10 protein-coding genes and 1 pseudogene are annotated in these 12,840 nt (G+C 43.9%); 2 read left to right on the forward strand and 9 right to left on the reverse strand.

What is annotated here, in order from left to right; translation table 11 throughout:
• Nucleotides 1–362: 362 nt before the first annotated feature.
• From F6J99_RS31760 to hetZ, 9 genes and pseudogenes are all read right to left on the reverse strand, one after another.
• On the reverse strand, nucleotides 363–1,277 hold the full coding sequence (locus F6J99_RS31760; RefSeq protein WP_070390891.1) for an MvdC/MvdD family ATP grasp protein: 915 nt from the start codon (nucleotides 1,275–1,277) through the stop codon (nucleotides 363–365).
• Between the two features lie 586 nt (nucleotides 1,278–1,863).
• The gene (locus F6J99_RS31765) at nucleotides 1,864–2,061 is read right to left on the reverse strand and encodes a hypothetical protein (protein WP_293118959.1); all 198 of its coding nucleotides are present in this window, start codon (nucleotides 2,059–2,061) and stop codon (nucleotides 1,864–1,866) included.
• Between the two features lie 29 nt (nucleotides 2,062–2,090).
• Nucleotides 2,091–3,314: pseudogene (locus F6J99_RS31770) on the reverse strand (RNA-guided endonuclease TnpB family protein).
• Nucleotides 3,315–3,429: 115 nt separating this feature from the next.
• On the reverse strand, nucleotides 3,430–3,705 hold the full coding sequence (locus tag F6J99_RS31775; protein WP_293118961.1) for a hypothetical protein: 276 nt from the start codon (nucleotides 3,703–3,705) through the stop codon (nucleotides 3,430–3,432).
• A gap of 234 nt (nucleotides 3,706–3,939) precedes the next feature.
• Nucleotides 3,940–4,827 carry an AEC family transporter gene (locus F6J99_RS31780; RefSeq protein WP_293118963.1) on the reverse strand — a complete coding sequence of 296 codons (888 nt, stop codon included), beginning with the start codon at nucleotides 4,825–4,827 and terminating at the stop codon, nucleotides 3,940–3,942.
• A 118-nt stretch (nucleotides 4,828–4,945) separates the two neighbouring features.
• Nucleotides 4,946–7,210 carry a DUF3488 and DUF4129 domain-containing transglutaminase family protein gene (locus F6J99_RS31785; protein WP_293118965.1) on the reverse strand — a complete coding sequence of 755 codons (2,265 nt, stop codon included), beginning with the start codon at nucleotides 7,208–7,210 and terminating at the stop codon, nucleotides 4,946–4,948.
• A 170-nt stretch (nucleotides 7,211–7,380) separates the two neighbouring features.
• On the reverse strand, nucleotides 7,381–7,512 hold the full coding sequence (locus F6J99_RS45770) for a pentapeptide repeat-containing protein (RefSeq protein WP_365974640.1): 132 nt from the start codon (nucleotides 7,510–7,512) through the stop codon (nucleotides 7,381–7,383).
• A 9-nt stretch (nucleotides 7,513–7,521) separates the two neighbouring features.
• On the reverse strand, nucleotides 7,522–8,625 hold the full coding sequence (locus F6J99_RS31790) for a hypothetical protein (protein ID WP_293118967.1): 1,104 nt from the start codon (nucleotides 8,623–8,625) through the stop codon (nucleotides 7,522–7,524).
• A complete protein-coding gene (gene hetZ, locus F6J99_RS31795) occupies nucleotides 8,618–9,781 on the reverse strand; it encodes a heterocyst differentiation protein HetZ (RefSeq protein ID WP_070396444.1) in 1,164 nt (387 codons plus the stop codon). The genes F6J99_RS31790 and hetZ overlap by 8 nt, the downstream gene beginning before the upstream one ends.
• A 101-nt stretch (nucleotides 9,782–9,882) precedes the next feature.
• Between hetZ and F6J99_RS31800 the strand changes: the two genes are divergently transcribed.
• Nucleotides 9,883–10,368 carry a hypothetical protein gene (locus F6J99_RS31800; protein ID WP_293118969.1) on the forward strand — a complete coding sequence of 162 codons (486 nt, stop codon included), beginning with the start codon at nucleotides 9,883–9,885 and terminating at the stop codon, nucleotides 10,366–10,368.
• Nucleotides 10,369–10,703: 335 nt separating this feature from the next.
• Nucleotides 10,704–12,704: a family 10 glycosylhydrolase gene (locus tag F6J99_RS31805; protein ID WP_293118971.1), complete on the forward strand. Its 2,001-nt coding sequence runs from the start codon at nucleotides 10,704–10,706 to the stop codon at nucleotides 12,702–12,704.
• Nucleotides 12,705–12,840: the final 136 nt, after the last annotated feature.

A 12,840-nucleotide genomic window follows, 5' to 3' on the forward strand; every position in this document is an offset into this window, starting at 1 on the left:
TTAGGAGAATTATATAGAAGGTAGTCCGAAGAATTCTCCCTTGATTTTTCTGCCCTTGTCTGCCCAAAATCCTAACTTTTTGAGCTTTTTGGACCGATTTGCTTGCACTTAAAGAGACCCAAAAAGGCTAAAACCTTTATCTGTCAATGCTTTGAGAGTTAATCAGCAAGCCCTAATTAATTCTGGGTACAAGTCCCCAGGGGAATTCTATATTATTAATTCAAAATTAAAAATATAGAATTGTCCGAATCATTTTGAATTAATAATTTTGAACTTTGAATTGGAGCGTTTGGCCGAAAGCGTGACCTACGGTCAAGGGACTTGACTTTTGAGTCGGAACTCAGCAGTGTCCGACTCAGAACTCAATTGATATCACTCATCAGAAGATTAACTAATTCTTGGGTGATAGGGAAACCAGTTTGTTGCTCAAAGTGTAAAAACATCGGACTGGGGTTAGCTTCAAGAAACACGTATTCACCATTTGGCTTTAAACGCCAGTCAATGGCCGTCCACTGGAGCCAAAACGCTCTAGTGATAGCTTTACACTGCTCTTGGACGGTCTTTGGCAGCCTGACCGGAATCAATTGAGCATCGATATCTTCTCGAAAGTCAAGAGACTTAGAGCGAATTTCTGCCGAGTACATCGAGTTCCCAATTACATAGGTGCGAATATTTGTACCAGGGATATACTCCTGTATAGTTATAGGAGAAAGCCGCAGGGCTAAGTTTAGTCGTTCAGGTTGTAGATGTTGTTCTGTTAAAAACTTGACATGAGCACCACCATAGACTGGCTTAAAAATTACTTGCTTACAAGACTTCGTAAACTTAATGATAGCGTCTGGATCATTACTAATGAGAGTATGGGGAATAGTTACACCCATTTGTTCAGCTTTGCTCAATTGTAGAGGTTTTTCCTTATGCAATTGATAAGCTTGCCATGAGTTTACCCAGTGAATTGAGGTTCCTTGCATCAACGTTCTTAGGGTACTCATAGCATCATTAAAAGCAACTCTATGCTGTAATGGATTTTTGATTGGGGGAATTTGAACTCCGGAAAAATTACGCCAAAAGATGCTACGAATATCTCTCAGACGTAATTGATATCCATCGGATAGGGTGAGAATTCCATCTTTAGTGTGTGGCTGCCAAGATAGTCGTAATTTAGTAGGAAACAGAGAAGTGTCAAGATAGTTTGTCTTGCCTCCAGCCTTAGTCAGAGCATGGTTGATATGTGCAGCGTGAGTATCTTCAGGATTGCCCAAAATTAAAATATTCATCTATTGCCAAACAAAACGAACTAGTATTTATACTGTTCTGCTGATTACCCAAGTTCTTTTTTTGTTTCGGTTTACTAGATAATAGTGTGGCTAATCAAGTCAATATCATACTTTGTTTGGTAAAAATTTGGGATTTTAAAATACCCTCTAAGCCAATTTAATTTTGGTATAATATAATCTCTATTTCCCTGAGCACAGGTAAATTTTATAGTTAAATGCATCCTGATATTACTCCGAAGATATACTGCAGCCTATTGACAAATTGCCTAAATGCTGCAATCATAAGCTGCTAATGGATCAGGGAGTTGTTAGTGGATTGCTCACCCCTTGAGGGCGACATTCCTCCCTATAGCAATCCTAATTCATTTGTGAACAATACTTTCGTTAAAAATAGTGCTCAGTTCTGAGTTGTTCAGTGTCAGCCATGCAAAGCGCGAGTGGGTGAAACCCCCATGAGCGACTGCATCGCTTCTGAGTAAGAACTGTTTAGGATTGCTATATTCCCTAATCTTTATAATTACTAAAAAATTGGCAAGTGTGCCAATATTGAGATTCTTTCCACTGACAATGGTTCAAGATGAATGCCTCAGAGATGTTGTTTTTGTTCCATAACAGTTAAGTTGTTACTCAAAGCTTCGAGCAGGTCTGCCCCTTCTTTTCCCAAGGCGCTTTGTGCTTGCACCCCCTTCTTCCCCGATGGCGAAGGTGGTAATACTGCCATCCTTCCCAATGGTATCGGTAACAATACCTCCTTCTTCACTTGACATCCTCCCACCGCGCTCATCGGAGATTATAGCGGGGGATTCCTAAGACTCACGACTTAGGTTTCTGCTTCCTTCTCCCTTTTGGAGAGTTTCTCACACCAGCCTTCCGAGATTTGCTCTGTTCGGGTCTTACGGTCGCTCCACAGACTGACACGGCAAGCCCTGCCGCCAAAATATTAATTGATGCATTAATATCGCGATTAGCCCGAAGGGCTACGCTACGCGAACGTGGCGAGTATTACAGGATGGACAATCCCACTCTCGAATGTTTAAGGGCAAAGATTCTACGCGATTTAAGCACACAGAACACATTTTGCTACTGGGAAACCACCTGTCAATTGATACAGCTTCACGGTTGTACCATTCTGCTTTGTATTTGATCTGACGGATTATTTCCGCCCAGTTGGCATCACTAATCACTTGAGCTAGTTTGTGGTTTTTTACCAGATTTTTCACAGCTAAGTCCTCAAACGCAATCAATTGGTTTTCTCTGACTAGTTGAGTGGTTAGCTTATGAGTAAAATCCCTTCTAGCGTCTTTGATTTTTGCGTGTATTCTGGCAACCTTCAACCTGGCCTTATAGCGGTTGTTAGATCCCTTTTGTTTCCGAGACAAAGCCTTTTGAAATTTAGTCAGTTTCTTCTTGAGCTTTTTAAAATGTTTGGGGTTGGCAATTTTGTCCCCGTCACTAGTTGTAATTAGACTGGTAATTCCTAGATCGAAGCCAACTTGTTTATCTGTGGGAGACAAACTTAAGTCTCTGTGGTCATCAAACCTGATTGAGACATGCCAACGATTAGACGGATCTAAACTAACTGTGACGGTACTTGGGTTGCAGTTTACCGGTAACTGACGACAAAGCGCGAACAGGTAAAGGTTCAAAACATTTAGCCAGATAGATTTGACCGTTTTTCCATTTAAATGCGGATTTTGTGAATTCTGCACTACCACCATTCCGCTTTTTCTTGAAGTTTGGATACTTAGTACGACCTGCGAAGAAATTAGTAAAAGCTGTTTGAAGATGCCTTAATCCTTGTTGGAGTGGAACGCAACTTACTTCATTCAGAAAAAATAAATCTTCCTCTGTCTTCCAACCTGTCAACATTGAAGAGGTTTCTTTGTAGCTTATTCTTTCCTGACGTTCGTACCACCCTTTGGTTCTAGCATCTAGAGCTTTGTTGTAAACAAGTCTTACACAGCCGAGAGTTCTCCTCAACAGAGTCTCCTGTTCAGGTGTTGGGTAAAAACGATATCGGTAAGCTTTTTCAGTCATGCTCACATTCTAAACCATTTTATGTGAGATTTCAACTGGATATGTGGACGCAATTCCTGAGGGGCTGTGTGCGGAACCTGCGTCCGCACTTTATACGCCCCGTCTCCCGCTAACCCTACGGGTATAACGGGAGAGGAATTGCTCTTAAGGATGAGGTATGGGGAGTAGGGATATTTAAATTGTCGTGTTGAGCAGGTGGGCTGGCAAGTTGAGTATTCATGACTGCTTTTAATTCACAAAGCGCTAGTTCAAAAGGATGGTCTATCAGATGTAGTAGATTTTGCGTTCGCGTAGCGGTTCCGAAGGAACATCGCGTAGCGTGACCTTTCAGGCTTTGCCCGACGCTGCTGCGAACGGTCAATCGCGAAGCGGTTCCGAAGGAACATCGCATTTTCAATTCTCTTCGCTGATGCATCCAAGCCTTGACCTAAACATTTTCGGTTAGGGGACTCGGTTGATGCTATCTGCTCCTTAACGATTTGTTTTAGAGAAACAATCTCTGTATGTAACGATGACAAAGCAACCTGGCTTTCGTAATCCAGATAATTACTGATCCTGTTAATTCTTTTACAGTTCTATGTCCGTAGATTCTCTAGTTTAGCTCTTATTAATGCATCAATACTAACTAAGTAGTCGCCCACAAAACTAGGGGAAGAGAAAGGAAACTCACTAAGGTAGACAAAACCACTGTCCGTGCTACTAAGGGAGCATCTCCCCCAAACTCAGTGACCAAAACTACTGTACTAATGGCTACAGGCATGGCACTTTGTAACACCAACACCTGTAAATTTAATCCCTCCAGTCCCAATGCTTGACCAACGGTATGGGCAATGAGGGGAGCTACCAACAAACGCAAGGTAGTCGCAAGTACCTCATACCGTCCTATCACCAAACGGGTGCGCGACAATTGTATCCCCAACACAATTAAATCGATAGGGATTGCTGCCATACCCAACTGGTGAATACCCTTATCTAGCCCTAAAGGCAGTTTTAAGCCCAATAAACGCCAGGTTAATCCTGCCAACATTGCCCAGAGTAGCGGTAGTTTTAGGGTTAAGCGCACTCCAGAACTAATACTACCTCCTTTAAGCAAGGCTGGACAAATAGCAAACATCAACAAGGCAGCTGTGATCATGTATACTATGGCGCGTTCTAAACCCGGTGTACCAAAAGCAAAGGAATTGAGAGGAAGCCCGAGGTTTCCAGCATTGGGAAAAATAGCAGCAACCATAAAGCTTTTTTGGATAATCGCCGGTAATTTCAAGAGTTTGCCTAACCCCCAACTCAGTAGGTAAAGCAACACAGCGGTAATGATCAACCCAGCGACTAAACCAGTGGTGCTTTCGGTAGACAGTGTTGTCCGATACAAGCTGTCTGCGATCAACGCTGGTACCAGAATATAAAGAGATAGCTGAGAAAGAGTTTGCTTGTCCAGAGATAACGTGCGACCAGCAATAAATCCAATCAGGATAATTAAACCGACCGAAACAACAGCAGGTAGAAGAACAGTCATTATATAAATACTTAGATGAACCCCATTCAAGGAAAAGTCTGTTTGTTAACCGTTGACTGTTGACTTTCAAGCAACCTTAAACCTTAAAGCTTAAACCTTAAAGCTTAAACCTTAAAGCTTAAACCTTAAACCTATTTTTGCTAAACTGCTTCAGTCGCCGCCGCAGTTGTTTAATATTAGGTCTGTGACCTCCATAACGCCAACGGATATAAGCATGCGCTATCTGCTCAATGACCTCAGCGGATGCTTTAGGCTGGTCTTGACTTATACAGCTAGCGTACTCAAGGGGAGTTTGAGTCGGATGTTTGACATACCCTTTGGTTGCTAAAATCTTGATCATTTGCTGGTAAATCTGTTCCATTGGTGGCAATGTTGCCAACCAGAAACGATAGCGCCAGTTTTTCCACTGATGCCAACCTAGCCAGCTCAGAAAACCAAATGCGATCGCTAATATCAAGCCGCTCAACATACCTAACCAACCACTAGATACCATCTTCCACAATCCAACAAATACTCGGATAATGGTACCAATAGTGAAATGCCATAGGTTGCTCAGTAAACCAGTGATTGGTGAGGGGAGCCAACCTGCTACCCACTGCCAAAACTGGCGCAAGACACTAAAAGTTTGATATTGCTCGACGGAGGGGGGCAGCAATTCATGACCTGGGATGGGGTCAAAGGCAAACCAACCGTATTTAGGGAAATAAACCTCAGTCATGGCATAGGCATCAGTATTCCGGACGATGTAAAACCCAGTAAAGGGGTTAAATTCACCAGTACCAAATCCAGCCACTAATCGGGCTGGGATGCCTATGGAACGGAGCATCATCGTGAGGGTGGTGGAGAAGTGGTCGGGATAACCACCTTGATACTTGAAGAGAAAGGCTTCCACCAAATCTTGATTTTCTTCTAGAAAAGGGAATTGTGAGGGGTCTTGGGGGAGGCGATAACGCTGCTTAACCGCCTGGGCTAGATACAAGGCTTTTTCATAGGAAGAAGTAAGAGGTTTCTCTGAAGTGGCTAAAAGTTCTTCAGTACGTTGCCTGACCCTCACTGCAATTTGGGGGGGAATATCCAGATAGTAGTTTTGAATCGACTTGGGGTAGTTATCCCCAGCTTGCTGCAACGTAGTGCGATCGCGAAATGGAACTTCTGATATTACGGTATAGGTCAGTCCTTCTACTAAACCTAAAGGCGATCGCAAACTCCCTTCTGGTCCAATAGCTATTTCCCGGGACGGAAAGAATAATTCGCTAGGATACGCCAAAGCGGGAATCAGATTGGGCAGTTCTGATACAGCTGTATAGGTTTGAATTACCTTTTTCCTTTGACCTGTGATCAATGCAGGTAAGAGTTGGAAGCGATAGGACCAGCTTGGTCGAGTTATTTTCTGGACCTGATTATCCCGAGAAATTTCCCAACCCTGACCCGTGTAGTGGTCAAACGCTAGCACTCTCCAAAATCCCGGTGCTTGAGAACGCACCCGCATGACTACCTTAGGTTTGAGTTCTCCCCGCAGATTCTGGTTAATCTTGCTATTAAAGCCATAGTAAAATGTCTCATCCAACTCACCCTCACCCTTAGCGTTTTGAGAGCCACCGCTACCATTTTCCCCTTGCTGTTTCCCTTCACTTACATAGCCAGGGTTAACAATTAACCTATTTTGTGAATCAAATCTCCGGTTTGCCATTTCCCCAGGAGCACTGACGGGATACATCTGGATTTGATAGCCAGGGAAACGAGGCATCAGAGCAAAAATGGTTAACCCTAGCGCCATAATTATCCCGATAAATAAAATGAGACGCTTTAGGGGTATGGGTGAGGAGTTGGGAGTAAAACCGTATAATTTATTACTTTTTTTAACCGTAGATATACCCAAGCGTGACTGGTAATCCAGGACAAGAACCGGTAATGCGATCGCTAAAAATACTAACAACAGAGGGGCAAACGCCAGAGTCTGACTCACAGTACCAGCGACCCCCAACAGGATTAGCCCAATTACCATCGAATAGCCCAAATCCTTGCGGCGGGGCAAGTCAAAGCTATGGAGAATTTGCAGCTGAACTAACAACTGAGCTAGAGCCAAGCGGGTATCATTGAGCTGACTGAACACATTGCCCAAAAAGGCTCCCAATGCCAGCAACATCCCCAATGCCAGCAAGAATTTCAGAGCAATGTTACGTTGGCGACGACGATACCAACTCCAGGTTGCTCCCACAATACTTAAGGGTACTGCCCAAAGACTCCAGAAGGTAGATGCGGCGACATCAACAGCCACAATTCCTACTACTACCAGTGCCTGCACCAACACCCTTAACGAAATCGACTCCTCTGTAGGAGGAAATGGCTTCGCCTCAAGACGCTGCCAAAACTGACTCAACATGGTAGATGCATTATAGGTTATATGTCAAGCTTGGAATGTTAAAGGTTAGAATGTTAAAGGTTGGAATGTTAAAGGTTGGAATGTTGAAGGTTGGAATGTTGAAGGTTGGAATGTTGAACGCGCACGCGTGGCCTTTTGGCCAAGGTTATAACCTGCGACTTGTTAACCTGTTAAGCCGTTAACCTGCAACCTGTTAACCTGCAACCTGTTAACCTGCAACCTGTTAACCTGAAACCTGTTAACCTGCAACCTGTTAACCTGCAACCTACTAACCTGTTAACCTGCAACCTGTTAACCTGCAAGTATTCTGACTAATTTGTCGGGCAGATTGCAAAGGTCAAAGGTTTCTGTTCTCCATGATCGAAGCGAATCTCAATAGAACAAATCTGATTGGGTTGTAAATCATAGGATTCTACACTCAGGTAACCTGGATAGGTACGTTCTGCTTTTGCCGAGGCTTGAGGTGTACCTAGAGTCAAGCTACCACCTCTAGGCAAACGAGTGCTGACCCGTAGCTGAGACACACCATCTTCAGTATGATATTCGGCTCGCAGAGTCACTAAACCAGCACTAGTCTCCCACTGGCGCTCCACAGGAGTTTGATTTGGTGAAACTGGAATGGTGAGGGTGGTAAGAATTTCCTTAGCTGCTAACAGAGCCAAGACCATCTTTTGCTCATTGTTAGCTTCTTCGTAAGGTAGGGATTGCACTTGTTCTTCTGGAGAACGGGTAGGTGTCATCAAGATCCTGCCACTCCAGGAGTTAAGGGCATAGAATTCCTCAGGAAACAGCTTTTGAACTGCCGTAACCAGTTTAGCTCCTAGCTGATACTGAGAAGACACTGCCTCAGAGCAGGCTTCTAGTAATTGAGATAAAACGTTTTCTGGTATAGCAGTAGGTATTGCCAAGTTAGACAACTGTGGCATCCAAAACCTAACTCCGGAAACCCAAGACTCTGCTATTGCGTCAACAATATCAGTTTCATAGTCTGAAAGTTCTGTCTCCCAAGGAAACAGAGGTGGGTTAAGTTCAATTTGAGCTTGTAGTTTGCGCTTCAATAGCGTCTGGAAACGAGTTTGCACGGTTGACATCTCTCCCAAGTTGTAGCGGCGGATTTCACCGCCTAGTGTAAGGTCATCATGGGTGATCGATTCTGGTGGATTCACCCACATGCGGTCTAAAGCCGCTTCGCCATTGTGATTAGGGACAATGTTCAAGTTTTCCAAGTCCAGTGATTCTGATAAATCCAGGGGATATACATCAAAGTCAAAATCCGCTGCTGTCGTCTCACCCAGAGGTACAGTATCGTTTACTTGACCGCTTGATGGTATTGAAGCAGCGGGACGGGATTCTTTTAGCCAAGTCATTAAGCGGCTATAGAAAGCGTCCATGTTGTTATCTATGTCACTATTCATCTTTAGATCTACCGGATCCGGATACTGAACTATTACGAATATCCCAGGCAATTTCGAGCAACTTAAACCATCGCTTCTGTGCCTGGTTTAGTGTACAACCCAAGGTCTTAGAAATTTGTTCATTGGAGTAACCTTGTTGTTTGAGTTTAAGTAATTCTGACTGTTGGGAGCTCAGTTTTGCTTGAAATCGTTGCCATTCTTTTGGTGTTAGCCCCAGATTTCGATCCAAATCTGCTCCCAGCCACTGATGTACCAATTCCCAGCGGTGAGACAGAGCAAACCGAATCAGATGATACTTAAACCGTTGTTGTAAATAGTCCCGCTGTCTGGGATTGATGCCTAAAATCTCCTCAATTTCCCTGGTTGGCAGGTCTTTGAGCCGCAGAGTAAAGTAATTTGCACAATCATGTTGCTGGCGTTCTTCGAGATAGGCAAATAATTCTTTGATTACAGTTTCCCGCAGGCTGGAGTCTAGGGGTTCAGAATCCGATAACACCATTGCCTCCCGCACCTGCTGAATCGCCGCATCATTCCAAGTCGCATCTGACTCCTGTGCTGCTCCTTCCGCTGCTGTATCCATATCCACAGAGGTTTCTGGAGGTTGCTGTTGGGAAAAGGTTTGAGCACGTAGAATGACCAACTGTTGGGAACGGCGACCGGGTAAAGGAATACGTCGTTTACCATAGCGCTCTGTAAACGCCATATATTCTGATAGTTCCAGAAGACTGCGGGGACGATAGGTTTCCTTCAGGGAGGTTTCCCGCCGAAAGGCATTTAAGGCTTCGGCATAGAATCCCTGTAAGAAATCTTCAATCATATTCAGCCGCGCCTGGTAACTGGTCGGCGTTTGATGGGGTGTAATGTAGCGGTAGATAATCGCACTAAGAGTACTCTGTAGTTCTACCCTTCCTTGGAGCGACCCCAGTTTGTAGTAATGACAAACTTGCTTGAGACGATGGTTAGCTAGGTTTTGAGCCCAGCTGTCCACATCCCCAGAGTTTTGAATCCGATTACTTTCATTGCAAATACGATTAACTTCATCAGCGATACGTCTTGCTACGTCCTGGCAGTTTTGCTTAGAAGCACGAGTGGACTGCCGGAGTTCTTTATACAGCAGTTCAAATAGTCCTTCCACGCCCAGGCAGACTTCCCTCATCATGATTTTCATTCAATAACGACCCTAACATACACGTACTCTCGACAAATTTGATTTAGGTTTAGACTATGTGCAGCCAAATTCCTCACCCTATAGCTCCTATGGAATTAGACGAACAAATTAACAATTTGATTGATAATGCCCCACAAGATGGAACGACGCCTCAAGCGATTGAAGCGATCGCTCCAGTACTCAAACTTCTGGCGTCACAACTAAACCATCTGGAATATTACATTCTCCAAAATCTTGACCAAGGTTGGGTGTTGACGACACTGAGTAATCGTGCTAACCCTGATCTGGAGAAAAATGTTATTTATGCTTTTCCGACTGTTCAAGATGCTGCCAATTTTCATTCTGATTGGGATCCTCAACTTATGGCGTGCGGGGTGCCAGTCACTCACATTTTGTTTCAGATGTTGGCAATCGACACCGTCACTAGTACTGTTTTCTTTGATACACCTGGTAATTTAGCGGTTGGTTCAGAGGTCTCTCGAGAGGACCTACGAAATTTAATACAAGCTCAACTACAGCAAATCCGGTCAGCACCCAAGTCAGATTCTAACAATCTACCTCCTGACATTGCTTAAGTATGGCAACGAGCGCCAGCAGACAATGACTGGATGAGGAGATCCTCGGATGAGGGGATGGCACCGATGATCGGATCTCAAAAGCAAGACTATTGAATCACTCATTATTACCATCGCTCCTAATCAGATCATCAATTACTCTGTCTGATCTAGGGACTTTTCATGTATTCAATATAGTTATTCCCTGCCATCACGACCCTGCCATCACGACCTCTGTCCATCTCCCCATCGGTGAATAAGGTATCTGTAAACGCAACTTGGTATTAATTTGCCACTTGCTATAATACTGCGGCTAAAATTGCGGTTAAGCCCCCAATATGCCTCGCAATAAAACTATGGTAGCTTCTCAAACTGGCTTCCCTGATACGGAAAATCACTGGGCAAAGCCATTTATTGAAGGTTTAGCAAATCAGGGAATGATTAGCGGTTTTCCTGATGGCAGATTCCGACCTAATCTACCCATGAATCGATCTCAGTTTGCTGCCATATTAAAAAACGCTTTTTCCCAACCCGAAAAACAACGATCTGCTCCGACCTTTATTGATGTATCACAGAAACACTGGGCAAAGCAGGCGATTCAATATGCTTACGAAACTGGCTTTATGTCGGGTTATCCTGGTAATCGCTTCCGCCCAGAGGCTAATATTGTTCGAGTGGAAGCCTTGGTAGCGATCGCATCTGGCTTGAACCTTCCCTTGAGTGACATATCAGATGTAAATATAGCGCTACCCCAACTCTATCAAGATGTGGATAAAATTCCTGGTTATGCCCGAGACAGGATAGCCAGCGCTACGGATGCTAACATAATCGTCAATTATCCCAATCCCAAGCGACTGCGACCCACTCAAGTGGCAACTCGTGCTGATGTGGCAGCGTTTATCTATCAAGCTTTGACGTATTTGGGTCAGGTGCCAGAGCTAAACTCAAAATACACGGTTGCTTTCCAAACCACTAGGGAGGTTAGCCATCAGCGAGAGTTTCGGGGAGTTTGGGTTGCCAGTGTCTGGAACATTGACTGGCCGTCTGAAAAGGGTCTAGCAGCAGAAAAACAGCAAGAGGAACTGATCGAGATTATTGACCGGATTGAGGAACTTAACCTCAATGCTATGTTTTTACAGGTACGACCTACAGCAGATGCATTATATGCCTCAGAATTAGAACCTTGGAGTGAATGGCTAACAGGTATCCAAGGGCAAGCACCAGAACCGTTTTACGACCCGCTGGAGTTTGCGATCGCAGAATGCCACAAGCGCAATATTGAACTACACGCCTGGTTTAACCCGTTCCGCGCTGCAACAGGATCACAAGTTTCCACAAAAGTCAAGCCTCACATCAGCGTTACCCATTCAAACTATGTGTATCAATACGGTAAGCAATTGTGGATGGATCCAGGAGTAAAAACAGTTCAGGACTGGAGTTATAACGTGATTCTGGATGTAGTCGATCGTTATGATGTAGATGGGATTCATCTGGATGACTATTTCTATCCTTATCCTATCAAAGATCAAGATTTTCCTGATCAAAAAACTTATGAAGCTTATCAGGAAGCTGGGGGTGAACTGAGTTTGGGGGATTGGCGCAGGGACAATGTGAATAAGATAGTTGAGCGTCTCTACACTGGCATTAAAGCTACTAAGCCAACCGTTAAATTTGGGATTAGTCCTTTTGGAATTTATCGTCCTGGACAACCTCCTCAAATTAAGGGATTAGATCAATATCAAGCTATCTATGCTGACCCGAAAAAATGGTTAGAAGAAGGCTGGGTCGATTATATTGCTCCTCAACTTTACTGGCGCATTGAGCCTCCTGCCCAAAGTTATCCGGTTTTACTGCAATGGTGGACAGAAAATAATCCTAAAAATCGACACATTTATTCTGGGAATAGACTCAGTAAGTTAGGTGGAGAAGAGTGGCCGATTTCTGAGTATGAAGAACAAGTTGAAATTAGCCGTAACCTACGGTCTCAAATCTCCCTAGGGAATATTTTCTATAGCATGAAAGTATTCACAGAAAATCGTTTAGAGGTGGTTGACCAGTTCAAAAGCTCTATTTATTCTGAACCTGCTGTTGTTCCTAGTATGGAGTGGTTAAAGACTGAGCCACCTAAGAAACCAGGTAATGTCAGAGCAATAGATGGTAAGCTAAGTTGGCAGAAAGTTTGTGATGGAGAAACTTGTTATTGGACGCTTTATCGACAACAAGATGGGGTTTGGAGGTTGTACAAAATTCTGAATTCATCCACGCTGGAGATAGCGCTAGAGTCAGGAATTTATGCCTTGTCAGCAGTGGATAGGATTGGGAATGAAAGTTTAGGAGTTGTGGTGTCGTTGGGTTAAAGGTTGTTCGCCCTTCGCATCCCTATTAGGGTAGGGTCAATGGTTAAAGCAGATGTTGGCTAAACTCATCTAAAGAACTAGCTGTTAATGCCCTTGCCATCAAGGTATCCAATTGTTGGATATCTATGGCTTGTAA

It is taken from the genome of Moorena sp. SIO4G3 (assembly GCF_010692305.1).
Lineage (GTDB): Bacteria > Cyanobacteriota > Cyanobacteriia > Cyanobacteriales > Coleofasciculaceae > Moorena > Moorena producens_A.

Coding starts and splice junctions, on each gene's coding strand:
- F6J99_RS31785 (WP_293118965.1), bottom strand. CDS start 7,210: ATGTTGAGTCAGTTTTGGCAGCGTCTTGAGGCGAAGCCATTTCCTCCT.
- F6J99_RS31760 (WP_070390891.1), bottom strand. CDS start 1,277: ATGAATATTTTAATTTTGGGCAATCCTGAAGATACTCACGCTGCACAT.
- F6J99_RS31790 (WP_293118967.1), bottom strand. CDS start 8,625: ATGAATAGTGACATAGATAACAACATGGACGCTTTCTATAGCCGCTTA.
- F6J99_RS31805 (WP_293118971.1), top strand. CDS start 10,704: ATGGTAGCTTCTCAAACTGGCTTCCCTGATACGGAAAATCACTGGGCA.
- hetZ (WP_070396444.1), bottom strand. CDS start 9,781: ATGAGGGAAGTCTGCCTGGGCGTGGAAGGACTATTTGAACTGCTGTAT.
- F6J99_RS31765 (WP_293118959.1), bottom strand. CDS start 2,061: ATGAGCGCGGTGGGAGGATGTCAAGTGAAGAAGGAGGTATTGTTACCG.
- F6J99_RS31780 (WP_293118963.1), bottom strand. CDS start 4,827: ATGACTGTTCTTCTACCTGCTGTTGTTTCGGTCGGTTTAATTATCCTG.
- F6J99_RS31775 (WP_293118961.1), bottom strand. CDS start 3,705: ATGCGATGTTCCTTCGGAACCGCTTCGCGATTGACCGTTCGCAGCAGC.
- F6J99_RS31800 (WP_293118969.1), top strand. CDS start 9,883: ATGGAATTAGACGAACAAATTAACAATTTGATTGATAATGCCCCACAA.